Origin of the sequence: Bradyrhizobium symbiodeficiens, assembly GCF_002266465.3 — a bacterium.
GTDB classification, from domain to species: Bacteria; Pseudomonadota; Alphaproteobacteria; order Rhizobiales; family Xanthobacteraceae; genus Bradyrhizobium; species Bradyrhizobium symbiodeficiens.
Map to the genome: position 1 here is coordinate 3,168,832 of NZ_CP029427.2, position 24,988 is coordinate 3,193,819.

26 protein-coding genes are annotated in these 24,988 nt (G+C 64.1%); 18 read left to right on the forward strand and 8 right to left on the reverse strand.

All coding sequences use genetic code 11. The features are described from left to right. Position 1: 1 nt before the first annotated feature. Genes CIT39_RS14445 through CIT39_RS14460 form a run of 4 tightly spaced genes read left to right on the forward strand, consistent with a single transcriptional unit; the run spans position 2 to position 2,958 of the window. Positions 2 to 691 (forward strand): Fe2+-dependent dioxygenase, encoded by a 690-nt coding sequence (locus CIT39_RS14445; protein WP_094974653.1) that lies wholly within the window; start codon positions 2 to 4, stop codon positions 689 to 691. Continuing rightward, positions 688 to 1,677 carry a tonB-system energizer ExbB gene (gene exbB, locus CIT39_RS14450; protein WP_094974652.1) on the forward strand — a complete coding sequence of 330 codons (990 nt, stop codon included), beginning with the start codon at positions 688 to 690 and terminating at the stop codon, positions 1,675 to 1,677. The genes CIT39_RS14445 and exbB overlap by 4 nt, the downstream gene beginning before the upstream one ends. 3 nt (positions 1,678 to 1,680) lie before the next feature. Next, positions 1,681 to 2,136 (forward strand): TonB system transport protein ExbD, encoded by a 456-nt coding sequence (gene exbD / locus CIT39_RS14455; protein WP_038970925.1) that lies wholly within the window; start codon positions 1,681 to 1,683, stop codon positions 2,134 to 2,136. A gap of 9 nt (positions 2,137 to 2,145) precedes the next feature. After that, positions 2,146 to 2,958 carry an energy transducer TonB family protein gene (locus CIT39_RS14460; protein WP_094974651.1) on the forward strand — a complete coding sequence of 271 codons (813 nt, stop codon included), beginning with the start codon at positions 2,146 to 2,148 and terminating at the stop codon, positions 2,956 to 2,958. Here CIT39_RS14460 and CIT39_RS14465 read toward each other — a convergent pair. The 8 genes from CIT39_RS14465 to gntR all read right to left on the reverse strand — a co-directional run bounded on the left by CIT39_RS14465 (position 2,946) and on the right by gntR (position 11,602). Further along, the gene (locus CIT39_RS14465; RefSeq protein ID WP_094974757.1) at positions 2,946 to 3,368 is read right to left on the reverse strand and encodes a hypothetical protein; all 423 of its coding nucleotides are present in this window, start codon (positions 3,366 to 3,368) and stop codon (positions 2,946 to 2,948) included. The two genes, CIT39_RS14460 and CIT39_RS14465, sit on opposite strands and share 13 nt — an antisense overlap. Positions 3,369 to 3,433: 65 nt before the next feature. Continuing rightward, entirely contained in the window at positions 3,434 to 4,114 is a 681-nt protein-coding gene (locus CIT39_RS14470) for a site-2 protease family protein (protein ID WP_094974650.1), read from the reverse strand. A 137-nt stretch (positions 4,115 to 4,251) separates the two neighbouring features. Then, on the reverse strand, positions 4,252 to 6,279 hold the full coding sequence (locus CIT39_RS14475) for a hypothetical protein (protein WP_148667313.1): 2,028 nt from the start codon (positions 6,277 to 6,279) through the stop codon (positions 4,252 to 4,254). 204 nt (positions 6,280 to 6,483) lie between these two features. Next, positions 6,484 to 6,876, reverse strand: coding sequence for a GFA family protein (locus CIT39_RS14480; RefSeq protein WP_094974648.1), 393 nt, complete (start codon positions 6,874 to 6,876; stop codon positions 6,484 to 6,486). A 7-nt stretch (positions 6,877 to 6,883) separates the two neighbouring features. Beyond that, positions 6,884 to 7,630 carry an SDR family NAD(P)-dependent oxidoreductase gene (locus tag CIT39_RS14485; protein WP_094974647.1) on the reverse strand — a complete coding sequence of 249 codons (747 nt, stop codon included), beginning with the start codon at positions 7,628 to 7,630 and terminating at the stop codon, positions 6,884 to 6,886. Positions 7,631 to 7,648: 18 nt separating this feature from the next. After that, entirely contained in the window at positions 7,649 to 8,380 is a 732-nt protein-coding gene (locus CIT39_RS14490; RefSeq protein ID WP_094974646.1) for an SDR family oxidoreductase, read from the reverse strand. A 155-nt stretch (positions 8,381 to 8,535) separates the two neighbouring features. Further along, the gene (locus tag CIT39_RS14495) at positions 8,536 to 10,365 is read right to left on the reverse strand and encodes an IlvD/Edd family dehydratase (RefSeq protein WP_094974645.1); all 1,830 of its coding nucleotides are present in this window, start codon (positions 10,363 to 10,365) and stop codon (positions 8,536 to 8,538) included. A gap of 136 nt (positions 10,366 to 10,501) precedes the next feature. Further along, positions 10,502 to 11,602: an HTH-type transcriptional regulator GntR gene (gntR, locus tag CIT39_RS14500; RefSeq protein ID WP_094974644.1), complete on the reverse strand. Its 1,101-nt coding sequence runs from the start codon at positions 11,600 to 11,602 to the stop codon at positions 10,502 to 10,504. A 202-nt stretch (positions 11,603 to 11,804) separates the two neighbouring features. Here gntR and CIT39_RS14505 point away from each other — a divergent pair, with 202 nt between their 5' ends. From CIT39_RS14505 to CIT39_RS14570, 14 genes are all read left to right on the forward strand, one after another. Continuing rightward, a complete protein-coding gene (locus tag CIT39_RS14505; protein ID WP_094896537.1) occupies positions 11,805 to 12,872 on the forward strand; it encodes an ABC transporter ATP-binding protein in 1,068 nt (355 codons plus the stop codon). 47 nt (positions 12,873 to 12,919) lie between these two features. After that, positions 12,920 to 14,239, forward strand: coding sequence for an ABC transporter substrate-binding protein (locus tag CIT39_RS14510; RefSeq protein WP_094974643.1), 1,320 nt, complete (start codon positions 12,920 to 12,922; stop codon positions 14,237 to 14,239). Positions 14,240 to 14,339: 100 nt separating this feature from the next. Then, positions 14,340 to 15,257, forward strand: a complete 918-nt coding sequence (locus tag CIT39_RS14515; protein ID WP_162308892.1) for a carbohydrate ABC transporter permease — start codon at positions 14,340 to 14,342, stop codon at positions 15,255 to 15,257. Next, positions 15,250 to 16,173 carry a carbohydrate ABC transporter permease gene (locus tag CIT39_RS14520; protein ID WP_094974641.1) on the forward strand — a complete coding sequence of 308 codons (924 nt, stop codon included), beginning with the start codon at positions 15,250 to 15,252 and terminating at the stop codon, positions 16,171 to 16,173. Before CIT39_RS14515 ends, CIT39_RS14520 begins: the two co-directional genes overlap by 8 nt. An 80-nt stretch (positions 16,174 to 16,253) precedes the next feature. After that, positions 16,254 to 17,240 carry a D-erythronate dehydrogenase gene (gene denD, locus CIT39_RS14525; protein WP_094974640.1) on the forward strand — a complete coding sequence of 329 codons (987 nt, stop codon included), beginning with the start codon at positions 16,254 to 16,256 and terminating at the stop codon, positions 17,238 to 17,240. A 24-nt stretch (positions 17,241 to 17,264) separates the two neighbouring features. After that, positions 17,265 to 18,236, forward strand: coding sequence for a sugar kinase (locus CIT39_RS14530; RefSeq protein WP_094974639.1), 972 nt, complete (start codon positions 17,265 to 17,267; stop codon positions 18,234 to 18,236). Between the two features lie 24 nt (positions 18,237 to 18,260). Further along, complete coding sequence (gene eda, locus CIT39_RS14535) at positions 18,261 to 18,911, forward strand: bifunctional 4-hydroxy-2-oxoglutarate aldolase/2-dehydro-3-deoxy-phosphogluconate aldolase (RefSeq protein WP_094974638.1); 651 nt, start codon at positions 18,261 to 18,263, stop codon at positions 18,909 to 18,911. A gap of 60 nt (positions 18,912 to 18,971) precedes the next feature. Then, entirely contained in the window at positions 18,972 to 20,141 is a 1,170-nt protein-coding gene (locus tag CIT39_RS14540; protein WP_094974756.1) for an acetyl-CoA acetyltransferase, read from the forward strand. A 124-nt stretch (positions 20,142 to 20,265) separates the two neighbouring features. Further along, a complete protein-coding gene (locus CIT39_RS14545) occupies positions 20,266 to 20,472 on the forward strand; it encodes a hypothetical protein (RefSeq protein WP_094974637.1) in 207 nt (68 codons plus the stop codon). Positions 20,473 to 20,601: 129 nt separating this feature from the next. After that, the gene (locus CIT39_RS14550; RefSeq protein ID WP_094974636.1) at positions 20,602 to 21,801 is read left to right on the forward strand and encodes a CaiB/BaiF CoA transferase family protein; all 1,200 of its coding nucleotides are present in this window, start codon (positions 20,602 to 20,604) and stop codon (positions 21,799 to 21,801) included. A 154-nt stretch (positions 21,802 to 21,955) separates the two neighbouring features. After that, positions 21,956 to 23,092: a thiolase family protein gene (locus CIT39_RS14555; RefSeq protein WP_094974635.1), complete on the forward strand. Its 1,137-nt coding sequence runs from the start codon at positions 21,956 to 21,958 to the stop codon at positions 23,090 to 23,092. Then, on the forward strand, positions 23,089 to 23,448 hold the full coding sequence (locus tag CIT39_RS14560; protein WP_094974634.1) for a Zn-ribbon domain-containing OB-fold protein: 360 nt from the start codon (positions 23,089 to 23,091) through the stop codon (positions 23,446 to 23,448). The genes CIT39_RS14555 and CIT39_RS14560 overlap by 4 nt, the downstream gene beginning before the upstream one ends. Positions 23,449 to 23,960: 512 nt before the next feature. Continuing rightward, complete coding sequence (locus CIT39_RS14565; protein WP_094974633.1) at positions 23,961 to 24,488, forward strand: carboxymuconolactone decarboxylase family protein; 528 nt, start codon at positions 23,961 to 23,963, stop codon at positions 24,486 to 24,488. A 26-nt stretch (positions 24,489 to 24,514) separates the two neighbouring features. Next, positions 24,515 to 24,817, forward strand: a complete 303-nt coding sequence (locus tag CIT39_RS14570) for a nucleoside triphosphate pyrophosphohydrolase family protein (RefSeq protein WP_162308507.1) — start codon at positions 24,515 to 24,517, stop codon at positions 24,815 to 24,817. Positions 24,818 to 24,988 lie beyond the last annotated feature (171 nt).

A 24,988-nucleotide genomic window follows, 5' to 3' on the forward strand; every position in this document is an offset into this window, starting at 1 on the left:
CATGTTGACGTGCCTGCCAGGTGTTCTCAGCAAGGATGATGTGGCGGAGTTCCGCCGCATCATGGACGCCAGCGGATGGGAGGACGGCCGCTCGACCGCTGGCGCGCAGTCGGCCATGGTCAAGCGCAACGAGCAATTGCCGCCGGATAGCGATGTCGCGCGCAAGCTCGGCAACCGCATCATCTCGGCGCTGACGTCGAACCCGCGCTTCATCGCGGCGGCGATTCCGCTCCAGATCTTCCCGCCGCTGTTCAACCGCTATGCGGCGAGCAGCGGACACCATTTCGGCCTGCATGTCGACAATGCGATCCGCGGCGACCGTCTGACCGGCCTTCGCATCCGCACAGACCTCTCGGTCACGCTGTTCCTCGCCGAGCCGGAAGAGTATGACGGTGGCGAACTTGTGATCGAGGACACCTACGGCTCGCACGAAGTCAAGTTGCCAGCCGGCGACTGCGTGCTCTATCCCTCGACCAGCCTGCACCTCGTCACGCCGGTGACCAGGGGAACGCGGGTTGCGTCTTTCTTCTGGCTCCAGAGCATGATACGGGACGATCAAGCCCGGAGCATGATCTTCGACCTCGACACCGCGATTCAGGCGCTGGTGGACCGGCTCGGGCGTGACGATCCCGAAACGGTCAAATTGACGGGTATCTATCACAACCTCATTCGCTACTGGGCCGAAGTATGAAGACCATGACCTCGAGAGCCAGCCTTGCCGCCGCCGCGATGCTGGCGGTCGCCTGGCTCGCATCCCCCGTTTCGGCCCAGACCCAAACCCCCTCGGCGCCGGCACAGTCGGCGGCCCAGCCGGCCCCGGTCAGTCCGGCTCCGACGGCCCCGGCAATCACCGCGCCTGCTGTCCCGGCGCCTTCGGCTCCGACGGCGGCCGCCCCGGTTGCTCCGGCGGCGTCCCAGGCGGCCACCGTTTCGACCACCGTCAAGCCTGATGCCAAGCCCGATGCGGCGGCCGGCGTCGCGCCGGCGATGAAGGAGTTGTCACCTTGGGTGATGTTCATGTCGGCGGACGTCATCGTGAAGGCGGTGATGATCGGGCTCGCCTTCGCATCGCTGATGACCTGGACCGTCCTGATCGCCAAGTCGATCGAGCTGTCGGTCGCATCCACCAAGCTTCGTTCGGCCCTGAAGAAGATTGCGGAGTCGCGCTCGCTTGCAGAAGCGCAGATGGCGCTCGGAGCCAAGGAGGGCATCCTGCCGTCGTTCCTGGCGGCGGCGCTGCGCGAGGCGCGGATGTCGGCCGGCCTGTCCAGTGATACCGGCATCAAGGAGCGCGCGGCCTCCAGCTTTTCCGAGATCGTGCGCGCCGAGGCGCGGCGGATCCGCATCGGCATGGGCGTGCTCGCGACCATCGGCTCGACCTCGCCCTTCGTCGGCCTGTTCGGCACGGTCTGGGGCATCATGAACAGCTTCATCGGCATCTCGAAATCGCAGACCACGAACCTCGCCGTCGTCGCGCCCGGCATCGCCGAAGCGCTGCTCGCCACCGCGATCGGCCTCGTCGCCGCGATCCCGGCCGTCATCATCTACAACCACTTCTCGCGCGTGACGAAGAGCTATCTCGAACTCGTCAGCCGCGCCTCGGGCGCCGCGGGGCGGCTGCTCTCGCGTGATCTCGATCGCAGCCACGGCAGCGTGCATTCGCGCGCAGCGGAGTGAGCCATGGGCGTTTCGCTCGCAGACAACGATGACGACGACGATTTCTCGGAAACGCATGACATCAACGTCACGCCGTTCATCGACGTCATTCTGGTGCTGCTGATCATCTTCATGGTCGCAGCGCCGCTCTCCACGGTCGACCTGCCGATCGATCTACCGACGTCCAGCGCGACGCCGCAGAAGAAGCCGGACAAGCCGACCTATCTCAGCATCAAGCCCGATCTGACGCTTGCCCTCGGGGAAAACCCGGTCCACCGCGCCGAACTGATCGGGACGCTCGACGGACTGTCCGACATGAGCAAGGACAAGTACGTGTTCCTGCGTGCTGACAAGTCGGTGCCGTATGGGGAGTTGATGGGCGTCATGGAGCTCCTGCGCTCGGGCGGCTATACGCGGGTGAAGCTGGTGGCGCTGGAAGGCGCGCCGGGAGCGCCTGCGGCAGGCGCCGCTCAGCCTTAGAGGCCCGCTATGTCGGACGAACTCAGACCATCCCGGAAGCTCTGGATCCTGGCGGCGGTGGCCGCGCTCGTGCTCCATCTGGGTGGTGCTGCGCTCGCGCTGGCGCATTTGCACGCCGACGACGACGGCGACGGCCTCGGTGCGAACGGCGCGGAATTCGCGGTGGAGATGGCCTCGCCCAAGGCGCCCGAAACCGATCTGCCGCCCGGGCCTGACAGCGAAGCGATGCAGGAGCAGCAGGCGCTTCCCGAGCAGAAGGCCGAGACCAAGGAGACGGAGCTTCCCAAGGACCAGTCGCAGGAGGTCGAGGATCCCGACCGCGTCGTGACCGAGAACAACGCGAAGAAGCCGACGGAAGACGATCCGAAGATTCAGGCGGTCGAAACGCCGGCCGCCGAAGCCTCGCCGAAATCGGTCGCGACGGCACGGCAGACGCTCGAGGAGGAGGCGCGCGAGGCCGAGAAGGCGCTGGCGCCCGTCATCGGCATCGGTAAGGACGTCCTGAAGCTGACGGCCGACTGGAACCGCAAGATCAGCGCGCATTTGTCGCTGCACAAGATCAATCCGGAAGGCAAACATCCCAACAACCAGAAGGTCAAGGTCAGCTTCGCGATCAACCGGAAGGGCAACGTGCTATCGGTGGATGTCGTGGAGTCGTCAGGGGATGCAGCCTACGACGCGGCCGCGGTCTCGATCGTCCGCAAGTCGGATCCGATCCCGCAGCCGCCTGCCGCGCTGACCGAGGACCGGTTCGAGCGGACCGTCGACATCATTTTCACGCCCGCTGACGCGAAAAAGAAGAAAACGGCTCAGCGCCAGTAGAGCCGGATCCCGACATAGACGACGACGAGGCAGGCAAAGATCAGCGCCACCGGAAGCGGCCGTTTCTGGGTTCCAGCTGCCGCGCCGGCCCCGAAAAAGCTGGTCGTCTTTGGCTTCGGCACCGGGCGGCGGAAAGCGGTAACATTGTCCGCGGCCGGCTCCGCCGGTCGAGGGCGGACGTCGGGCGGGAGTCCTCCGCCGCCCATCTCGGCGTAATAGGCCCTGTAGATCGCGCCGATGGTTGCCTCGGTGGCCTCGCCCTCGCTCATCTGAGCCACCAGGTTCTGGTAGCTCGCGAGGAATTCCTGGGCGCCCGAAGGCAGCGCGGACGCCCCATTGAGCTTGGCCATCATCTTCCAGGTGGCGAAATCGGCGCGGGCGCGGGTATCCGCGCGTCGCGCGATCAGCATATCGGCAGCTTTGACCAAGTCGGCCTCTGGCCCTTCGGCTTAAAGTTCGGGTGTGGCTGTTTCAACTACGCATTGCCGGTCAGGAAGAGAACAGCCTGAATCACATGACCGGTCAACGTTCGCAGTATTGCTGAAATAACATCAAGATTTAGACCGAACTGGGAACCTGCAAGTGGTAGCAGGATCAACAGGCCGATCAGGATCAGCATCCCGAACGGCTCGAGCCGGGCCAGCGGCATGGCGAGGGCGCGCGGCAACAGCCCGACCGCGACGCGCCCGCCATCGAGCGGCGGGATCGGCATCATGTTGAAGACCGCGAGGATGGCGTTGATGACGAGCGCATTCTTGAGGTTGTCGGCGACCCATTTCGCCGAACTGGCAGGGACAAGGGGCAGGGCGTGGAAGGCGAGGGCCGCGGCAAGCGCCAGCAGGATGTTGGTGGCGGGCCCGGCCAGCGCCACCCAGACCATGTCAAGCCTGGGGTTGTTCAGCTTGCGGAAGTTGACCGGCACCGGCTTGGCGTAGCCGAACAGGAAGGGCGAATGCGTAAACAGCAGCATCGCCGGCAGGATCACGGTGCCGAACGGGTCGATGTGCCGGAGCGGATTGAAGCTGACCCGTCCGAGCTGCGAGGCCGTGTCGTCTCCGAGCCGATCCGCGACGAAAGCGTGCGCAGCCTCGTGGAAGGTGATGGCGAGCACGAGGGGGAGCACCCACACCGATAGGTCATAAAAGGATATGTTCACGGCTCGTCCGTTCCGGTTTGCCTGCGCGCTCTGCAGAGCAGGCCGTATAGGGCCACAAATCTTTACGATCTACCGTCATATGGTACCCAATTCCGAAATTGCCCGCTGCAAATGGTTCGCCGCCGGCGCCTGCGCGGTCATGATTTCCTGCGATAGAGGATGAACCGGGTTGATTCGTCAGTGCGCTCGAACTGCGCCGACAAGATCTGCTCCACCATGTCCTTCAGCCAGTCATATTCGTAGGTCGCGCCACGATCCAAAATGAAATGGTCGGCCCCGGCAAAGCTCCGCTTGACGTGATCCGGGCTGAACGTATCCCGGAAGGGGAGGAAGTAGCTCTTGGGTCCTCTGCCAAGGGCCACAAGAACGAGCCAGTCCTGGTCCGACAACAGCAACATGCGACCATCGGGGGGCACAATCCTGTTGACCAGGTCGATGTCGCTGCCATCGAGCCGGACCTTGACCTGTCCCGCTCCGCGTCCCAGCTTCAGGCTAGCTATGCTCGGATATTGCAAGTACGAGCGCAGTCCGATCGTCACGCTCTGCTGACGATCCTGCGCGCGCAGAAGCACGGTGACCGAGAGCGCCGCTGTTGCCGCCAACGACAGGGCAGGGATGACTTGCGAAGTCATTCGACCGAAGACGGCGCGGAATGCCGATCGGCACCACCACGCACAAACGGCAAGGTAGGCAAAGGCGTTTTGTTGCCATACCGCGTCGAGTGACCGGTTCATCCACTTTGCCATGAAAACCAGCGCGACGAGAGACAGGACCAGCAGATAGGCGCGCTCGATATTGCGGCAGCCGGCCCACGTTGCGGCGACGCTGACGACTGTGCCTATGGCCATTGCCGGCAAGATCAACTGGTACACTGTCCCGAATCCGGGATGCCAGTTCATCGTCACCCCAACCCAATTCGAGACGCTGTGCAGGCCGATCGGCGCGAGCAAGACGTGAAGGAAGTCCTTCGAAAGAACGGCCGGACCGAAGGCAGCGACGAACAATACGAGCAGGATGACGGCAGACAGTCCGGTGAATGCCGCGACCTCCCAAGGCCAGCGCTTTTCCAGCACCCGCGCCGACAACGCCGCGCAGCCGACGAGCCACGTATAAATCCCCGTCTCCGTATTCCAGAAGATCGAGACTGCGCAGACGGAAGATAGCGCTGCCAATGACCAACCTGAGGGATGGACCATGAAACGCGCAAGAATGCCCGTGGCGATGAACACGAACATGTACCTGACGGCGAGGGAAGACGGTCCGGCGAATGCGTCCCCCGCCCCATATTGACAGAGTGCGAGAAATACGAAGGCGAGGAGAAACGGCAGCGCCCTGTTCTGGAAGAAGTCGCGCAGCACCCAATAGGCTGAGAGGTGATAGATCGTGAGACAGGCCGCAACGAAGCCGATGTAACGCAAATACAGGGCGTTCGGGTCGGCGCGGAGAAACTGCCCAAACAAATACGATGGGCCGTATCCATAGAAGGACAGGAAGTCGCGGCCAGGCACCATGCCATCTGCAAATTGATAGAGCGCTGGTCCGACCAGGAATGAAACGGCGTGAGGATTGCCCGCCGCCTCGCTGGCCAGACGTTGCACGCTCAAGGGCAGAGTCAGGGCGAGCAGGGCTGTGACGAGCGCTGCGTCGATCCATCCAAACTCGAAAAAGGCGATCGGCCTGACGTCCTCGTCGCCCTCGATGCGGGTGTCGGTCCGGATGCGCTTCACGAAAGGGACGAGGATCGCGCCGACGGCGACCGCCAGTGCGACCATTCGAAGTCTCTGCTGGAATGCATCTTCCAGAAATGCCTCCAGCGCCACGACGATTGCCAGCGCCGAGACGTGAAACACGATCAGCGACTGACCTTCAAAGAATTTCCGGAGCCTGAGGGACGCAAAGGCCGAGAGGCCGCCGATCACATAGAACAAGACATAGAAGATCTTCTCGGCACGCTTGATTGCCGCACTGTCCGCGAAACCCAATTGGACGACCGGGAAGTCCTGCGCGAGATTGGCGCCCATATCCAGCTTGGCAGCCTTCAAGATCAGATAGGCAGAGATGCCGGCCGCAATAGCGCCGACACACGCTCCCCACACCGCAAAACTCTGAAATCGCCAAAGTCCAAGTTCTGATTTTGTTATTGGCCTAACAAGACGCAACACCATCCCCCGCAAAACTAGCCCTGCGGAAGCTTAAAATAAAAAGAAACCTGAGGCCACCATGATGGGTTTCATGGCCCTCGCCGGAAGACAAGAGGCAGACGTCGGCCACCCCAGACCCGAAATCGCAACAGCGCCGGAATCCGGATCGCGACGACGATGGCGGTGAGGTGCTCGGGCCGCGGGTGCCGCGTCAGGTGAAACCTGACGTTACGCCGGAATCGTCCCCGGATATTGCACCAGGCCGTCGTCGAGCTTCAGCCAGACGGGTTTTTCAGAGACCCAGATGTGCTCGGTCGGCGCGAAGGCATTGCGGTCGTCGAACACGGAGAGGGACACGCCAGCCAAAGTCCCATTGCGCCGCCACGCGAACAGGCGCGTGCCGCAGCGCTTGCAGAATACGCGGTCGATAGCCTCGGACGAGGCATGGCGCTCGGTCTCGCCTTCGACGCTCAGCGCGCGCTGGTCGAATTGCGCGCGGGCAAAGAAGGGCGAGCCCATCGCTTTCTGACAGAGACGGCAATGGCAGATGCGAACGTTGAGCGGTTCGCCCTCTGCCTTGAACCGCACCGCGCCACACAGGCATCCGCCTTCCCGGATCATGCTGTCCTCAATAGGTTGCGCGTCCGCCCGAGATGTCGAACACCGCGCCGGTGGAGAAGGCACAATCTTCCGACGCGAGCCAGGCCACCATCGCGGCGAGTTCTTCAACCAGCACGAAGCGCGCCTTTGGAATCTTCGACAGCATGAAATCGATATGCTGCTGCGTCATCTGGTCGAAGATCGCGGTCTTCGCCGCGGCCGGCGTCACCGCGTTGACGAGGATGTCGTGCGCGGCGAGCTCCTTGCCAAGCGACTTCGTCAGCGCGATCAGGCCTGCCTTCGACGCAGAATAATGCGAGGCGTTCGGATTGCCTTCCTTGCCGGCGATCGAGGCGATGTTCACGATGCGCCCGTATTTCTGCTTGAGCATCGCAGGCACGATCGCCTTGCAGACGATGAAGGGACCGTCGAGGTTGATGCGCAGCACCTTGCGCCATTCCTCGAGGTCGGTCTCCCAGACCGGCTTGTTGACGCCGGCGATGCCGGCGTTGTTGACGAGGATGTCGATCTTGCCGAACGCGGCCAGCGTCGCATCGCGCGCCTGCTCGACGGCGGCGGTATCGGTGACGTCGACCTTGAAGACTTTGGTCTCGCTGCCGATCTCCTTCGCCGTCTTCTCGGCCAGCGCAGCGTCGAAATCCCAGATCGCGACCTTGGCGCCGGAGGCGACGAAGCGTTCCGTGATGGCGCGGCCAAACCCCTGCGCGCCGCCGGTGACGATGGCGACGCGGCCGTCGAGGTCGATCTTGTTCATGAGACTGATCCCCAGGCGTCAGAGCATGTAGCCGCCGTCGACGACGAGGTCGACGCCGGTGGTGAAGGCGCTCTCGTCGCTGCCGAGATAGACCGCCATCGACGCGATCTCGTCGGCAGTGCCGAGCCGGCCCATCTTCTGGCGAGAGATGAACATCTCCTTGCCCTGCGGTCCCTGTGCAGCGGCGCGGTCGAGCATCGAGGGCGTCTCGACGGTGCCGGGGCAGATCGAGTTGCAGCGGATGCCCTTGGTGATGAAATCGAGCGCGACCGCGCGGGTCAGCAGCGACACTGCCGCTTTCGAAGCGCTGTAGACGTAGCGGTTCGCCGGCGGCCTCAAGGCCGCGCAGGAGGAGATGTTGACGATGCTGCCGCCGCCGGCCGCGAGCATCTCGGGCAGGAACGCCTTGATGGTCCGGTGCATCGACTTGACGTTGAGGTCGAACGAGAAATCGAAGTCCTCTTCCGAGCATTCCAGGATGGTGCCGTGATGGACGAAGCCGGCCGCGTTGAGCAGGATGTCGACCTTGCCGATACGTTTGGCGAAGGCGTTGACGTCGGCGGTGTTGCGGACGTCAAGCTTTGCGACCTCGGCGATGCCTTCCTTGGTCAGATCAGCGATGCCGGCTTCGTTGATGTCGGTCGCAATGACCGTTGCGCCTTCACGCGCGAATGTGAGAGCGCAGGCGCGCCCGATGCCGGCGGCCGCAGCCGTGATGACGGCGCGCTTGCCCTTGAGGCGGTTGGCCATTTTGTTTCTCCTTTGAATTTTCTTCCGTTATTCCGGGGCGCCTCTTGGCGCGAACTACGGTGCACAATTGCGCACCTGAGAATCCATCGGGCCACAGCGTCGGTTGATGAATGGATTCCGGGCTCGCGACTTCGTCGCGCCCCGGAATGACAGTGTTAGTGATTATCCCGCGCTACGCCGAACGTGCCGGCGACGTTCTGGTAGCGGGTGGCGAGCTCCATGCAGGCGCCGGTCGATTGCTGGCCGACGGTGTTGCGGTAGATCTCCTGCCACGGCGTCTGGTTCGGCGGGTGCTTGAAGCCGCCATTGGCCTTCAGCTCGGCGTGACGCTTCTTCAGCTCCTCGTCCGAGATCAGGATGTTGGCGCTGCCCTTGTTGAGGTCGACGCGGACCTTGTCGCCGGTCTTGAGGACCGCAAGCCCGCCATTGGCGGCAGCTTCCGGCGAGGCGTTCAGGATCGAGGGCGAGCCCGAGGTGCCGGACTGGCGGCCGTCGCCGATGCAGGGCAGGGACAGGATCCCGCGTTTGATCAACGCTGCCGGCGGCTGCATGTTCACGACCTCGGCGCCACCGGGATAACCGATCGGCCCGGTGCCGCGGATGAACAGCACGCAGCGCTCGTCGATGTCGAGCGAGGCATCGTCGATCCGCGCGTGATAGTCCTCCGGTCCCTCGAATACGATGGCACGGCCCTCGAAGGCATTCAGGTCCTTCGGATTGCTGAGATAGCGGTCGTGGAATTCCTTGGAGATCACCGAGGTCTTCATGATCGCGGAATCGAACAGATTGCCCTTCAGCACCAGGAAGCCGGCATCCTTCACCAGCGGCTTGTCGTAAGCCCAGATCACGTCGTTGTCCGGCTTCGGCGCATCCTTGCAGTTCTCGCCGATGCCGCGGCCGTTGACGGTGACTGCGTCCTCATGGATGCGCTTGTGCTTCATCAATTCGCGCACCACGGCGGGCACGCCGCCGGCGCGGTGGAATTCCTCGCCGAGATAGAAGCCGGCCGGCTGCATGTTGACCAGCAGCGGCACGTCGTGGCCGACCTTCTGCCAGTCTTCGATGGTGAGCTCGACGCCGATATGGCGGGCCAGCGCGTTGATATGGATCGGCGCGTTAGTCGAGCCGCCGATCGCCGAATTGATCACGATGCAGTTCTCGAACGCCTTGCGGGTCAGGATGTCCGAGGGCTTGAGGTCTTCCCACACCATCTCCACGGCGCGCTTGCCGGTCTCGTAGGCGATCTGGCCGCGCTCGCGGTAAGGCGCGGGGATCGCCGCACAGCCGGGCAGCGAGAAGCCGAGCGCCTCGGCAAGACCGTTCATGGTCGAGGCCGTGCCCATGGTGTTGCAATGGCCGACGGACGGCGCCGACGAGGCCACGATCTCCATGAACTCTTCATAGTCGATCTCGCCCGCGGCGAGCCGCTCGCGCGACTTCCAGACGATGGTGCCGGAGCCGGTGCGCTCGCCGGCATGCCAGCCGTTGAGCATCGGGCCGCCCGACAGCACGATCGCGGGCAGGTTCACGGTCGCAGCCGCCATCATGCAGGCCGGCGTGGTCTTGTCGCAGCCGGTGGTGAGCACGACGCCGTCGAGCGGATAGCCGTAGAGGATCTCGACCAGACCGAGATAGGCGAGGTTGCGGTCGAGCGCGGCGGTCGGGCGCTTGCCGGTCTCCTGGATCGGATGGGTCGGGAATTCCATCGCAATGCCGCCGGCCTCGCGGATGCCCTCGCGGACGCGATGGGCAAGCTCGATATGGTGGCGGTTGCAGGGAGAGAGGTCGTTGCCGGTCTGGGCGATGCCGATGATCGGCTTGCCGGACTGCAACTCGGCACGGGTGAGGCCGTAATTGAGGTAGCGCTCCATGTAGAGCGCCGTCATGCCGGGATTATGCGGGTTGTTGAACCATTCCTGCGAGCGAAGGTGGCGGCGGGAGCCGTTGCCGGCGGGGGCATGCCCATTGGTTGGTTTTTTTGTCATTGGTTTCTCCTGCAATGCAAACGCACTGGCGTCCGTCCACTTACATCAATCCTGGGGCGCCGGCTTGTGCGATGCCCAATGGCGCCAATGACGGATCGCTGGCCCGCTGGCGGGTCGTTTCCTCACAAGAGCGATACTAGTCATGGCTACTTGGTAACGCTACCATTTTGTTCGCCGCGCCCGCGCCTGAAACGGCTGGCCTGCTGTCCGAATGGCGCGGCAATGAACTTTGCCGTTCGATCACCCTGAAGCCGAGATCGAGCACCGGCTGCTCCGGGCGCTGTCCACCGATCGCCTCGATCAGCATGGTGGCGGCTGTTTTGCCCATCTCGTAACGGTTGGTGCGCACGCTGGTGAGGGTGGGGACGGCGGAGGCCATGAATTCCAGGTCGTTGAAGCCGACGATCGCGATCTGCTCGGGCACGGCGATCTCGCGGCGGCGGCATTCGAACAGCACGCCGAGCGCGAGGTCGTCATTGGCGCAGAACACTGCATCGAGATCGGGCTCGCCCGCCAGGAGATCGGTGAACAGGGCGCCGCCCAGCGTCACCGAGGTCGGCGTCGCCGTGGTGACGACGAGGCGCTGTTCGAACGACCCGGCGTCCTTCATGGCCGAGACATATCCGTCCAGCCGCCGCTGCACCCTGGGATCCATCCGCGCGCCGACGAAGCCGATCTTGCGGCGGCCCTGTTCGAACAGGTGCGAAACCGCTGCGCGGGCTGCATCATGGTGCGAAAAGCCGATCATCATGTCGACCGGATCGGGGCCGATCTCCATGATCTGCACGATCGGGCAATCGGCGGCCTCGAGCATGGCGCGCGATTCCGGGGTCTGGTCGATACCGGTGACGATCAGCCCGGCCGGCTTCTGCGCGAGAAACAGCCGCAGCAGCTTTTCTTCCTGCAGAATGCTGTAGCGCGTGTTCGACAACTGGATCGAGTAGCGGCTGCCTTCGGAGGCGTCGTAGATGCCGCGCAGCACGTCCGAGAAGACGTTGTTGGTGAGAGAGGGAATCAGGACACCGATGACCTCGGTACGTTGCGAGGCCAGCGCGCGGGCCGCAAGGTTCGGCACATAGCCGAGCTCCTTGGCGGCGCTCTCGACCCGCGTCCGCTTGCCGATCGACAGGGCGTCCGGATTACGGAAGAAGCGGGACGCCGTAATCGGGCTGACGCCAGCAAGCTCGGCGACTTCCGCCAGCCGGATCTTGCCTGACTTGGTGCGTTTTCGACCCATTTGCTGCTCTTAACACAGTCATTCCCGCAAACAAAGGAACGTTGACAGCGCTACCAGCAACGACTAACCAAAGACAAATTGCCAAAACCGCACAAACTGCCGACAATGTTGCTCGCTAAGATCGGGCCGAGTTCGGTAAAGTCTGAAAAAACAAGACGGTCGCGGCGCTCGAGGCGTCGTGGACTTTCGAGGAGGGAGCTAGATGTCGTCTGTGCAAATCCGCGACGTGCGGAAATCGTTCGGCAATTTTGAAGTCCTGCACGGCGTGACTGTACCGATCGAGGACGGCCAGTTCGTCGTTCTGGTCGGCCCCTCCGGCTGCGGCAAGTCGACGCTTCTGCGCATGCTCGCCGGTCTCGAGAACATCACCTCCGGCACGATCTCGATCGGTGACCGCGTCGTCAACAATGTCCAGCCCAAGGAGCGGGACATTGCGATGGTCTTCCAGAACTACGCGCTCTATCCGCACATGACGGTCGCCGACAACATGGGCTTTTCGCTGAAGCTGCGGAACGCGGGCGCCGACGAGATCAACAAGCGCGTCAAGCGCGCCGCGGAGATCCTCGCGCTGGGGCCGCTGCTCGATCGCTATCCGCGCCAGCTCTCCGGCGGTCAGCGCCAGCGCGTCGCGATGGGCCGCGCCATCGTGCGTGATCCGCAAGTCTTCCTGTTCGACGAGCCGTTGTCGAACCTCGACGCCAAGCTGCGCGTCGCGATGCGCACCGAGATCAAGGAGCTGCACCAGCGGCTGAAGACGACGACCGTCTACGTCACCCACGACCAGATCGAGGCCATGACCATGGCCGACAAGATCGTCGTCATGCATGACGGCATCGTCGAGCAGATGGGCACGCCGCTCGAGCTCTATGACAAGCCCGACAACCAGTTCGTCGCCGGCTTCATCGGCTCGCCTGCGATGAACTTCCTGAAGGGGCATGTGCGGGTCAACGGCGTTGCGACCTTCGAGGGGCCGAACGGCGTCAAGCTGCCGCTCAAGACCGCGCCCGCGGCGTCCGACGGCCGTCCCGCGGTCTACGGCGTGCGGCCCGAGCATTTCACCATCGCCGACGACGGCGCCGAAGCCGAGATCGTCGTGGTGGAGCCGACCGGCTCGGAGACGCAAGTGTTCGCCAAGATCGGCGGCGAGCAGGTCGTCGCGGTGTTCCGCGAACGCCACCAGTTCAACCCGGGCGATAAGATCCGGCTGAAGCCCGAGCCGTCACTGGTACATCTGTTCGACGAGACGACGGGAAAGCGCCTGAACGCGTAGCGTAAGACCAAGTCAAGACAATAAAAAAGCATCACAGGGAGGACACCATGCAAGACTTTACCCGCCGGACTCTGCTTCAAGGCGGAACGGCATTGGCTGCGACCGGCATGCTCACCGGGCCGGCACTGTTCGATTTCGCCAAGGCCTGGGCACAGAGCGCGCCTTGGAAGGCGGAGCCGGGCGCAAAGCTGACCGTGATGCGGTGGAAGCGCTTCGTGCCGCAGGAAGACGACGCGTTCAACGCCATGGTCGCGGCGTTCAAGGCCGCCACCGGCACCGAGATGAACGTGTTCAGCGAATCCTTCGAGGACGTGCAGCCGAAGGCGTCGGTTGCGGCCAACACCGGCTCCGGACTCGATCTCGCGTGGGGCCTGCACACGCTGCCGCAGCTGTTCCCGACCAAAGTGCTGAAGATGAACGACGTGGCCGATTATCTCGGCAAGAAGTATGGCGGCTGGACCGATGCGGCCGCCAAGACCTGCAAGCAAGGCAACGACTGGCTCGGCATTCCCGTCGCGACCAACGGCGGTTACATGACGTACCGCAAGTCGGCGCTCGAAAAGGCGGGGTTCAAGGAATTTCCGAAGGACTTCCCTGGCTTCCTCGAGATGTGCAAGGCCCTGAAGAAGAACAACACGCCGGCCGGCTTCGCGCTCGGGCACGCCTCGGGCGACGGCAATTCGTGGCTGCATTGGGTCCTCTGGGGTCACGGCGCCTACACCGTCGACCAGAACGACAAGATCATCATCAATTCGCCGGAGACCGCGAAGGCGCTGGAATATTGCAAGGCGCTGTACGACGCCTTCATCCCGGGCACCGCGTCCTGGAACGATTCCTCCAACAACAAGGCGTTCCTCGCCGGCGAGCTCTATTGCACGGCGAACGGCATATCGATCTACGTTGCTGCCAAGACCGACGCGAGCAAGAAGGAGCTCGCCGAGGACACCTATCACGCGCTCTGGCCGGTCGGACCGGTCGGCAAGCCGACCGAGCTGCAGCTTGCGCTGCCGATCCTCGCCTTCAACTTCACCAAATATCCGAATGCGTCAAAGGCCTTCATCGCATTCATGCTGGAGAAGGAGAACTACGAGAAGTGGCTGGACGGCGCGCAGGGCTATCTGACGCAGACCCTGAACGCCTATGAATCGGCGCCGATCTGGAAGGCTGATCCCAAGAACGAGGTCTTCTCTCAGGCCTCCAAGCGCACTCTGCCGGCGGCCGGAATCGGCACCGTCGGCGAAAAGGCGGCAACCGCCATCGCCGACTTCATCGTCGTCGACATGTTCGCCAACTACTGCACCGGCACCAAGGATGCGAAGGGCTCGATGGCGGAAGCCGAGCGCCAGCTGAAGCGCATCTATCGCTGAGCGTCACGGAGCGGGCGGCCATCCGGCCGCCCGCTCGTCAACATTTCGATCAGGGATATCGGGCATGGCTGATGTCGCAATTCCCCGGGCCAAGCCTCAGATGATCGAGGCCAACGCCTGGACCCAGCTCAAACACAATCGTAACTGGCTCGGCTTCTGGTTCATGGTGCCGGCCATGGCGTTCCTGATCTTCTTCCTGGCCTATCCGCTGGGGCTCGGCATCTGGCTGTCCTTCACCGACACCCGCATCGGCAGGGTCGGGCAATTCGTCGGCACCGAGAACTACGAGTGGCTGTGGGACGATTCCATCTTCTGGCTGTCGGTGTTCAACACACTGCTCTACACCTCCGTCGCGAGCGCCATCAAATTCGCGGTCGGGCTCTATCTCGCGCTGCTGCTGAACGAGAACATGCCGTTCAAGGCGATGCTGCGCGCGATGGTGCTGATCCCCTTCATCGTGCCGACGGTGCTCTCGGCGCTGGCGTTCTGGTGGATCTTCGATTCGCAATTCTCCATCATCTCCTGGTCGCTGAAGCATCTCGGCCTGATCAACCAGAACATAAACTTCCTCGGCGACACGACCTGGGCACGCATTTGCGTGATCTTCGCCAATATCTGGCGCGGCGTGCCGTTCGTGGCGATCACGCTGCTTGCGGGCCTGCAGACGGTGTCGCCGTCGCTCTATGAAGCGGCAACGCTCGATGGCGCCACGCGCTGGCAGAATTTCCGCTTCATCACCTATCCGCTGCTGACGCCGATCATCGCCGTCGTGATGACCTTCTCGGTGCTGTTCACCTTCACCGACTTCCAGCTGATCTGGGCGATGACGCGCGGCGGCCCGGTCAACGCCACCCATCTGATGGCGACGCTGTCCTACCAGCGCGCGATCATCGCCGGGCAGCTCGGGGAGGGCGCGGCGATATCCAGTGCCATGATTCCGTTCCTGCTCGCCGCGATCATGGTGTCCTGGTTCGGCCTGCAGCGGCGGAAATGGCAGCAGGGAGAGAACAATGACTGATCTGCCTGCCTCGAAAATCGATCTCAAGGCTGTCATATCGGGGCCCGCGCGCGTCGATAACAGCGAGGGCATGAGCTATCTGCAGTCGGTGCCGCGCCGGCTCGTGACCCTGTACTTGCCGCTCACGATCATCGTCGTCGTCCTCCTGTTTCCGTTCTACTGGATGGCGCTGACCTCGGTGAAGCCGGACGACCAGCTGCTCGATCTCGACAAGTTCAACCCGTTCTGGACCTGGAATCCGACCTTCAAGCACTTCCACAAGCTGCTATTCGAGAGCTACTATCCGCACTGGCTCTGGAACACGATGTATGTGGCGATCTGCGCCACCATGCTCTCGATCATCGCATCGGTGTTGGCTGCCTACGCCATCGTGCGCTTGCGCTACAAGGGCGCCAATCTCGTCGGCGGGCTGATCTTCCTCGCTTACCTGGTGCCGCCGTCGATCCTGTTCATCCCGCTCGCCACCGTCGTGTTCCAGTACGGCCTGTTCGACTCGCCGCTGGCGCTGATCCTGACCTATCCGACCATCCTGATCCCGTTCTCGACCTGGCTCTTGATGGGCTATTTCAAGACCATCCCGTTCGAGCTCGAGGAATGCGCGCTGATCGACGGGGCGAGCCGCTGGCAGATCCTGACCAAGATCGTGCTGCCGCTCGCGATCCCCGGGCTGATCTCGGCCTTCATCTTCTGCTTCACGCTGTGCTGGAACGAGTTCATCTACGCGTTGACCTTCCTGCAGTCGACCAGCAACAAGACGGTGCCGGTCGCGATCGTCAACGAGTTCGTGGACGGTGACATCTACCGCTGGGGCTCGCTGATGGCCGGAGCCCTGGCCGGCTCGCTGCCGCTCGTGATCCTTTACGCCTTCTTCGTGGAGCATTATGTGTCCGCGATGACCGGCGCCGTGAAGGAATAATCGCGGGGTCTGCCACGGGAGCGCGCCCAGGAGAACTGCCAACGGCTGCGCGTTCCGGCCAATAAGAAGGAGTTGAGCTCTTGCACATTCTGGTTCTGGGCGCCGCCGGCATGGTCGGCCGCAAACTCTGCGAACGGCTGTTGCGTGACGGCCGGCTCGGCAAGAGCGACATCACCAAGCTGACCCTGCATGACGTGGTCGAGCCCAAGCAGCCGGAAAAGGCCGGTTTCCCCGTCGAGACGGTGTCCGGCGATTTCGCCGTGCCGGGCGCGGCCGAAAAGCTGATTTCCGGCCGCCCGGACGTGATCTTCCATCTCGCCGCGATCGTCTCGGGCGAAGCCGAACTCGATTTCGACAAGGGCTACCGCATCAATCTCGACGGCACGCGGATGCTGCTTGACGCCGTCAGGCTCGTCGGCGGCGGTTACAAGCCCCGCGTGGTGTTCACGTCCTCGATCGCGGTGTTCGGCGCGCCGTTCCCGGATGCGATCGGCGACGAGTTCTTCCACACCCCGCTGCTCAGCTACGGCACCCAGAAGGCGATCGGCGAACTCCTGCTGGCCGACTATTCGCGCCGCGGCTTCCTCGACGGCATCGGCATCCGCCTGCCGACCATCTGCATCCGGCCCGGCCTGCCCAACAAGGCGGCATCAGGCTTCTTCTCCAACATCCTGCGCGAGCCGCTGGCCGGCAAGGAAGCGATCCTCCCGGTTTCCGAGGACGTCCGTCACTGGCACGCCACGCCGCGCTCCGCGGTCGGCTTCCTGCTGCAAGCCGGCACCATGGACCTCGAAAAGGTCGGCCCCCGCCGCAACCTGACCATGCCGGGCCTGTCGGCGACGGTCGGCGAGCAGATCGCCGCCTTGAAGCGGGTTGCGGGCGACAAGGTCGCCGCGCGCATCAAGCGCGAGCCTGATCCCTTCATCGTCGGAATCGTCGGCGGCTGGCCGCGCAATTTCAATGCGAAGCGCTCGCTCGAGCTCGGCTTCACCACGGCCGAGAAGACCTTCGACGACATCATCCGCATTCACATCGAGGACGAACTCGGCGGCAATTTCGTCGCCTGATCTCCGGCAGAGCGGGTACCCGAGATGGCGAGCGTTGCTTGCATCGGCGAATGCATGGTCGAGCTCAGGCAGGCGCAAAGCGGCGCGTCTGCCGGGCAGAGTGGCGGACTGTACTCGCGCGGCTTCGGCGGTGACACCCTCAACACCGCCGTCTATCTGGCGCGGCTCGAGGTCAAGGTCGATTATCTCACCGCGCTCGGCGACGACGCCCTGAGCGACGAGATGATCGCGGCCTGGACCGCGGAGAACGTCGGCACACGCCGCGTCGTGCGGCTCGCGGGCAAGCTGCCCGGCCTCTACATGATCCAGACGGATGCGAACGGCGAGCGCCAGTTCTTCCACTGGCGCGACAGCGCGGCGGCGCGGCAGCTGATGAGCCTGCCGGAGACCGGCGAGCTGCTCAACTCGCTGATGAGCTACGACATCATCTATCTCTCCGCAATCACGCTCTCGATCTACGACGCGGCCGGGCGCGAGCGCCTGTTGGCGGCGATCAAGCGCGCGCGCCTGCTCGGCACCCGCTTCGTGTTCGACACCAATTTTCGCGCACGCGGCTGGCCGGACCGCGACGTCGCCCGCGAGGTCTTTGCCGCGGCTTTCGCGGCCGCCGACATCGTGCTGACCTCCACCGAGGACCTGCTCGCGCTCCATCCCGGCGAGAGCCACGAGCAGCTCATGGCGCGCATCCCGACGCCCGAGCTGGTGTTCCGCCTCGCCGAGCCGGTGAGCCTGCTGCGCTTCCCTGGGACGGCGACCCACGAGGTCCGCGCCGAGCCGATGATCAACCCTGTCGTCGACACCACGGCGGCCGGCGACAGCTTCGCCGCAGCCTACATCGCGGCCCGGCTCACCGGTTCCGATCCGGTCGAGGCCGCCCAGGCCGGGCATCGCCTCGCCAGCGTCGTGATCTGCTATGCCGGCGCCATCATTCCGGGCTATGCCATGCCGCCGAAGAAACGACACCGGCCGGCGACCACGCGTCAAGCCACCAAGTGAACGGCCAAATAAAGATCGAGACCCATGACCACGACCGCCCAACAGAACCACCTTGCCGCGCTGTTCAAGGCGGCGACCGTGATCCCCGTGCTCACCATCGAGCGCATCCAGGATGCCGTGCCGCTGGCGCGTGCGCTGGTGGCCGGCGGCGTCCGCACGCTGGAGGTGACTATGCGAACCCCCGTTGCGATCGAGGCGGCGCGGGCGATGATGGCCGAAGTCCCCGAGGCGGTCGTCGGCATCGGCACGATCCTCAATCCGGCCGACTTCACCCGTGTTGAGAAGCTCGGCGTCGCCTTCGGTATCAGTCCGGGCCTGACCCCCGATCTCCTCAAGGCCGCAGCCCACAGCTCCCTGCCGTTCGCGCCGGGCATCGCCACCGCGTCCGAGCTGATGATGGCACTGTCGCACGGCTTCGACGTCGCAAAGTTCTTCCCGGCCGAGCAGGCTGGCGGCATCAAGGGCCTCCGCTCGCTCGGCGGACCGTTCCCGAACGTGCGGTTCTGCCCGACCGGCGGCATCGGCGAGGCCAATGCGGCGAGCTGGCTCGCCGAGCCCAACGTGCTCTGCGTCGGCGGGTCCTGGCTGTGCCCGGCCGCCGAGATCAAGGCCGGGAACTGGGCCGGCATAACTGCCATCTGCCAGCGCACCCTCAAGGCCCTGAAACCCGCGTGAAGTCTTGCCATCCCTGGGCTAAGTCTTAACTCAGGAAGAGACCCCCAGGGAGAGATGACCATGACTGCCAGCATCGTCGGATGGGCGCATACGCCGTTCGGCAAGTTCGACACCGAAACAGTCGAAAGCCTCGTTACCCGCGTGGCCAATGAGGCGATGGCCGACGCCGGCATTTCGGCCGGCGATGTCGACGAGATCGTGCTCGGCCATTTCAACGCCGGCTTCTCGGCGCAGGATTTTACCGCCTCGCTGGTGCTCCAGGCCGACCCCAAGTTGCGGTTCAAGCCGGCGACCCGGGTCGAGAATGCCTGCGCCACCGGCTCGGCCGCCGTGCATCAGGGCCTGCGCGCGATCGCCGCGGGCGCCGCCAAGATCGTCCTCGTCGTGGGCGTCGAGCAGATGACCCGCACCCCGGGCCCCGAGATCGGCAAGAACCTGCTCAAGGCGTCCTATCTGCCCGAGGATGGCGACACCGTCGGCGGCTTCGCCGGCGTGTTCGGCAAGATCGCCAGCTCCTATTTCCGGAAATACGGCGACCAGTCCGACGCGTTGGCGCTGATCGCGGCCAAGAACCACAAGAACGGCGTTGCCAATCCCTTCGCCCAGATGCGCAAGGATTTCGGCTTCGACTTCTGCCGTGCCGAGAGCGAGAAGAACCCTTTCGTTGCCGGTCCCCTGAAGCGCACCGATTGCTCGCTGGTCTCCGACGGCGCCGCCGCGCTGGTGCTGGCCGATGCCGAGACCGCCAAGACGATGACCAAGTCGATCGGCTTCCGCGCCACCGCGCATGCCCAGGACTTCCTGCCGATGTCCAAGCGCGACATCCTCCAGTTCGAGGGCTGCACGGTCGCTTGGCAGCGCGCGCTGGAGCAGGCCGGCGTCACGCTCAACGATCTCTCCTTCGTCGAGACCCATGACTGCTTCACGGTCGCCGAGCTGATCGAATACGAAGCGATGGGCCTGACGCCGAGGGGGCAGGGCGCCCGCGCCATCAAGGAAGGCTGGACGCTCAAGGACGGCAAGTTGCCGGTCAATCCGTCCGGCGGCCTGAAGTCCAAGGGCCATCCGATCGGCGCAACCGGCGTTTCCATGCATGTGATGACCGCGATGCAGCTCGCCGGCCAGGCCCCCGAGGGCATGCAGCTCAAGAACGCCAAGCTCGGCGGCATCTTCAACATGGGCGGCGCCGCGGTCGCCAACTACGTCTCCGTGCTGGAGCCGCTGAAGTAGGCCCTCGTAGGGTGGGCCAAAGGCGCGAAGGCGCCGTGCCCACCATTTTCCTTGCGTTAGATCATGGTGGGCCCGCGTCGCTTGGCCCACCTTAACGCTCCTGATTGATTGGCGGAAAAGCATCATGAGCACTGACTACGAAGACTCGCTGTCGATGGACGCACTCAACGATCGCATCGCGATCCTCGAGGACAACATAAGGCAGCTCATCGAGCAGGCCGCTGCCGCCTCGGGCGAGCAGAGCGAGTCGCGCATCGCCGACCGGATCAGCCAGCAGAACGAAGAGCTCGACCGGCTGCTCAAGATCCGCGAATCCCGCCAGAAGAAATAGCGGCCGATATCACCGCGCGACGCATGCGGCCATACGCGGGCCGCCCTTGCGCGCGCGGCATCGCTGCCCTTAGCTGGACCGAAATCGCGGGACGCGCCTTGAGCCCTCCGCGCAATCGGGAGTGAACGAATGGGGCCGCTGAAGGGCATCAAGGTCATCGACATGACCACCGTGCTGATGGGGCCTTATGCGACCCAGATGCTCGGGGACTACGGCGCCGACGTCATCAAGGTGGAATCGCTCGACGGCGACGTCACCCGCCTGATCGGCCCGATGCGTCACGCCGGCATGGGCCCGGTGTTCCTCAACACTAACCGCAGCAAGCGCTCGATCTGCCTCGATCTCAAGAAGTCCGCCGGCCGCGAGGCCGTGCTGCGGCTGCTGAAGGACGCCGACGTATTGGTCTACAACGTCCGCCCGCAGGCGATGGCGCGGCTTCAGCTCGGCTACGACGTCGTCTCGAAAATCAATCCGCGCCTGGTCTATGCCGGCGTGTTCGGCTTCGGCCAGGACGGGCCTTATGCGGCAAAGCCCGCCTATGACGATCTGATCCAGGGCGCCACCGCGCTGCCCGCCTTGATGGCGCAGACCGGCGACGGCGTGCCGCGCTACGTGCCGAATGCGCTGGTCGACCGCATCGTCGGCCTCACCGCGGTCGGCGCGATCTGCGCCAGCCTCGTTCATCGCGACCGCACCGGCCGCGGCCAGCGGGTCGACATCCCGATGTTCGAGACCATGGCCGGCTTCGTCATGGGCGACCACATGGGCGGGCTCACCTACGAGCCGCCGCTCGACAAGGGCGGCTATGCCCGCCACCTCTCGCGCGACCGCAGGCCTTACAAGACCTCGGACGGCTATCTCAGCGTCATCGTCTACAACGACAAGCAGTGGGAGAATTTCTTCAAGGCGACGGCGCGCGATGATCTGCGCGCCGATCCCAAATTCGCGACCTTCGCTGGCCGCGCCGCCAACATCGATGTCGTCTATGCCGAGCTCGCGCGCATCTTCGAGACGCGCCCCACCGTCGAATGGATCGACCTGCTGACCAAGGCCGACGTGCCTGTGATGCCGATGCATGATTTGCAGGGTGTGCTCCACGACGAGCATCTGGAGGCGACGAAGTTCTTCCCGGTCGTGAACCATCCGACCGAGGGGCCGATCCGCAGCATGAAGGTGACGGCGACCTGGTCGGAAACCGAGGCAGAGCCGGTGCGGCTGGCGCCGCGGCTGAACGAGCATGGCGCAGAGATTCTTCGCGAGGTTGGATACTCCCCAGACGAGATCGCCGCCATGGTCCGCGACGGCGTCACGCGATCAGTGTCAGAGTAGGGGGAGCAGCTATGACCACAGTTCTCTCATCCGTCATTCCGGGGCGCGACGAAGTCGCGAGCCCGGAATCCATCTATCTTCCGCGCTGGCCGCGCTATGGATTCCGGGCTCGGCCCTCGGGGCAGCCCCGGAATGACAGCGGAGAGGTGTCGAGATGAGTTTCATCACCGGCGTCGGCCTCACGCCGTTCGGCAAGCATGAAGGCTCGTCCTCGCTCGACCTGATGAGCAAGGCGGCACAAGCCGCGCTCGACGACGCAGGCCTGAAGCGCTCCGACATCGACGGCATCCTTTGCGGCTATTCCACCGTCTCGCCCCACATCATGCTGGCGACCGTGTTCGCCGAGCACTTTGGCATTCGCCCGTCTTACGCCCACGCAGTGCAGGTCGGCGGCGCCACAGGCCTTGCGATGACGATGCTCGCGCATCACCTCGTCACATCAGGCGTCGCGCGCAACGTGCTCGTCGTCGCCGGCGAGAACCGCCTCACCGGGCAGAGCCGCGACGCCTCGATCCAGGCGCTCGCGCAGGTCGGCCATCCCGACTACGAGGTGCCGCTGGGGCCGACCATTCCCGCCTATTACGGCCTCGTCGCCACGCGCTATATGCACGAATACGGCGTGACCGAAGAGGACCTCGCCGAATTCGCCGTGCTGATGCGCGCCCACGCTTGCACCCATCCCGGCGCGCAATTCCACGATCCCATCACGGTCGCCGAAATTATGGCCTCGAAGCCGGTGGCGTTGCCGCTCAAGCTGCTCGACTGCTGTCCGGTGTCCGACGGCGGCGCGGCCTTCGTCGTCAGCCGCGAGCGGACCGGCGAGACGGGCGTGCGCATCCGCGGCTGCGCCCAGGCCCATACCCATCAGCATGTCACGGCCGCGCCCGCGCTCAGCGAACTCGGTGCGGAAATCTCGATCGCGCGCGCCAAGGAAGCTTCCGGCCTTGCGATATCCGATGTGCGCTACGCCGCGATCTACGACAGTTTTACGATCACACTCGCGATGCTGCTGGAGGACCTCGGCCTTGCCGGCCGCGGCGAGGCCGCAGCCCGCGTGCGATCAGGCCATTTCAGCCGCGACGGCGCGATGCCGCTGAACACCCATGGTGGCCTGCTCAGCTACGGCCATTGCGGCGTCGGCGGCGCCATGGCGCATCTGGTCGAGGCGCATTTGCAGATGACGGGGCGGGCGGCTACCCGCCAGGTGCGCGACGCCTCGATCGCGCTGCTGCATGGCGACGGCGGAGTGCTGTCGTCGCACGTGAGCATGTTCCTGGAGCGGGTGCGATGAGCGGGCGAATCGTGGACTGGACCAGGGGCGAAGAGGCCATCACCTACCAGACCTGCGGCGCCTGCGGCCATGTGCAGTATTTCCACCGCGCCTTCTGCGCGGCATGTGGCGAATCGAATCCGCGCGAGCAGCGCGCCAGCGGCAAGGGCACAGTGTACGCGACCTCGCTGGTCTGCCGCGCCGCGACCCCGGAGACGCGCGCTCACGTGCCCTACAACATCTTGCTGGTCGATTGCGCCGAGGGCTTTCGCATGATGGCGCACGGTGAGAACGATCTTGCCATCGGCGATACGGTCACCGCGAGCTTCAAGCCGTTTGCCGGCAAGCTCGTGCCGTTCTTCACGAAGGAAACGTAAGTGGATTCGTCATTCGGGGGCGGTCGGACGACCGAGCCTGGAACGGGTATTCTGGGCCTGGCCTGCTAGGACCGCGCTTTGCGCGATCCCGGGAGAGCCACCCCGGAATGACGAAAACTCTTGCTAACGCAACTCCAACTCAACGCCCGTAGAACAAGATGCTGGCGATGACGAGCATCGCTGTCACCGCCAGCATATGCGCGAGCGCTCCCGAGGCCGCCCCCTTGGTGGCTTCCTTCATCCATTTTCTCCCTAGACTTGGGCGTGACTCATCGTTGTGCGGCTAGCGCACCCGACGGCCAATTGTTTTACTCGGAACACCCCATTTGCGAGTACTCACCGCGATTTGTCCCCACGCGGCGAATATCGACTGTCTCAGGGTCGATCAGCAATGCGGCGGCATTTTGACTCGATGTTGTTGCTCCCAAGGACGCGCAAGAATAGAGTTTCGTGGAACTTTCGCCGCAGGCGACAAAAAGCATCAAAAGCTCAGGGAAAACTTCAGGAAAATCATGGCCCGCATCAACTACAGCGACCCGTCCAAGGCATCCGACCGTACCCGCGAGATTCTCGACAAGAATCGCAATGCCAACATCTTCCGCATGATGGCGCACTCGCCGAGCTACTTCGAGCAGTACTGTCGCTTGGGCGGCGCCATCCGCCACAAGGGCGAGCTCGATCCGGTCGTGCGCGAGCTCGCGATCACCCGCACCGGCATCTTGTGCGAGGCACCGTACGAGATCGTCGCGCACAAGCGGATCGGCAAGAATGTCGGCGTCACCGACGCGCAGAACGAGGCGCTCGAGAACTGGCAGGCCGCGACCTGCTTCGACGAGGTCCAGCGCGCCGCGCTCGCCTTCGCCGACGAGATCGTGAAGCTGAAGAAGCCGACCGACGCCACCTTCGAGGCGATCGCAGCGAAACTGACGCCGGCCGCGCTGGTCGAGCTGCAGCTCTCGGTCGGCTTCTACATCATGACCTCGAAATTCCTGGAGACGTTCGAGATCGATCTCCAGCCCGTCACTGAAGTGGTGGGCTAATCCAAAGCTTGCTGCGAGGGATGCTCATGACGATCGATGATTATGCGGCATGGGCCGCGACCATTGCCAAAGTCGATGAGCGTCCGTCCAACGAGCGCTTGTCGTATCTGGGTCTCGGCCTCGCCGGCGAGGCCGGCGAGGTCGCCGATCACATCAAGAAGCTGCTGCGCGATGACTGGCTCGACAAGGCGGGGCTCGTCGATGAGCTGGGCGACGTCATTTATTACTGGGCCTGCCTGTGCGCTGCGACCGGCCAGCAGCCATCCGAACTGCTCAAGGCAAGCGCCGCCAAGATCAAGCGACGGCTGAGCGAGGCGGCGAGCCGCTAGGGCAAGGTAAGGGGCGGTCGATCGCCTCCCTGTTGCCATCCTTCGAGACGCCCGCCGGTGGCGGGCCCTCAGGATGAGGACCGAATGCGCGGCTGCAGTTTCAACGAGCACTGCTGCCGCTTGGCCTCATCCTGAGGAGACCGCGAAGCGGTCGTCTCGAAGGACGAGGCG

Bases quoted from the DNA above. Each gene is read 5' to 3' on its own strand.
- CIT39_RS14510 (WP_094974643.1), top strand. From the start codon at position 12,920: ATGCAAGACTTTACCCGCCGGACTCTGCTTCAAGGCGGAACGGCATTG.
- CIT39_RS14565 (WP_094974633.1), top strand. From the start codon at position 23,961: ATGGCCCGCATCAACTACAGCGACCCGTCCAAGGCATCCGACCGTACC.
- CIT39_RS14445 (WP_094974653.1), top strand. From the start codon at position 2: ATGTTGACGTGCCTGCCAGGTGTTCTCAGCAAGGATGATGTGGCGGAG.
- CIT39_RS14505 (WP_094896537.1), top strand. From the start codon at position 11,805: ATGTCGTCTGTGCAAATCCGCGACGTGCGGAAATCGTTCGGCAATTTT.
- eda (WP_094974638.1), top strand. From the start codon at position 18,261: ATGACCACGACCGCCCAACAGAACCACCTTGCCGCGCTGTTCAAGGCG.
- gntR (WP_094974644.1), bottom strand. From the start codon at position 11,602: ATGGGTCGAAAACGCACCAAGTCAGGCAAGATCCGGCTGGCGGAAGTC.
- CIT39_RS14545 (WP_094974637.1), top strand. From the start codon at position 20,266: ATGAGCACTGACTACGAAGACTCGCTGTCGATGGACGCACTCAACGAT.
- CIT39_RS14540 (WP_094974756.1), top strand. From the start codon at position 18,972: ATGACTGCCAGCATCGTCGGATGGGCGCATACGCCGTTCGGCAAGTTC.
- CIT39_RS14560 (WP_094974634.1), top strand. From the start codon at position 23,089: ATGAGCGGGCGAATCGTGGACTGGACCAGGGGCGAAGAGGCCATCACC.
- CIT39_RS14570 (WP_162308507.1), top strand. From the start codon at position 24,515: ATGACGATCGATGATTATGCGGCATGGGCCGCGACCATTGCCAAAGTC.
- CIT39_RS14520 (WP_094974641.1), top strand. From the start codon at position 15,250: ATGACTGATCTGCCTGCCTCGAAAATCGATCTCAAGGCTGTCATATCG.
- CIT39_RS14485 (WP_094974647.1), bottom strand. From the start codon at position 7,630: ATGAACAAGATCGACCTCGACGGCCGCGTCGCCATCGTCACCGGCGGC.
- exbD (WP_038970925.1), top strand. From the start codon at position 1,681: ATGGGCGTTTCGCTCGCAGACAACGATGACGACGACGATTTCTCGGAA.
- CIT39_RS14530 (WP_094974639.1), top strand. From the start codon at position 17,265: ATGGCGAGCGTTGCTTGCATCGGCGAATGCATGGTCGAGCTCAGGCAG.
- CIT39_RS14465 (WP_094974757.1), bottom strand. From the start codon at position 3,368: ATGCTGATCGCGCGACGCGCGGATACCCGCGCCCGCGCCGATTTCGCC.
- CIT39_RS14460 (WP_094974651.1), top strand. From the start codon at position 2,146: ATGTCGGACGAACTCAGACCATCCCGGAAGCTCTGGATCCTGGCGGCG.
- CIT39_RS14480 (WP_094974648.1), bottom strand. From the start codon at position 6,876: ATGATCCGGGAAGGCGGATGCCTGTGTGGCGCGGTGCGGTTCAAGGCA.
- CIT39_RS14495 (WP_094974645.1), bottom strand. From the start codon at position 10,365: ATGACAAAAAAACCAACCAATGGGCATGCCCCCGCCGGCAACGGCTCC.
- CIT39_RS14475 (WP_148667313.1), bottom strand. From the start codon at position 6,279: ATGGTGTTGCGTCTTGTTAGGCCAATAACAAAATCAGAACTTGGACTT.
- CIT39_RS14490 (WP_094974646.1), bottom strand. From the start codon at position 8,380: ATGGCCAACCGCCTCAAGGGCAAGCGCGCCGTCATCACGGCTGCGGCC.
- exbB (WP_094974652.1), top strand. From the start codon at position 688: ATGAAGACCATGACCTCGAGAGCCAGCCTTGCCGCCGCCGCGATGCTG.
- CIT39_RS14550 (WP_094974636.1), top strand. From the start codon at position 20,602: ATGGGGCCGCTGAAGGGCATCAAGGTCATCGACATGACCACCGTGCTG.
- CIT39_RS14515 (WP_162308892.1), top strand. From the start codon at position 14,340: ATGATCGAGGCCAACGCCTGGACCCAGCTCAAACACAATCGTAACTGG.
- CIT39_RS14555 (WP_094974635.1), top strand. From the start codon at position 21,956: ATGAGTTTCATCACCGGCGTCGGCCTCACGCCGTTCGGCAAGCATGAA.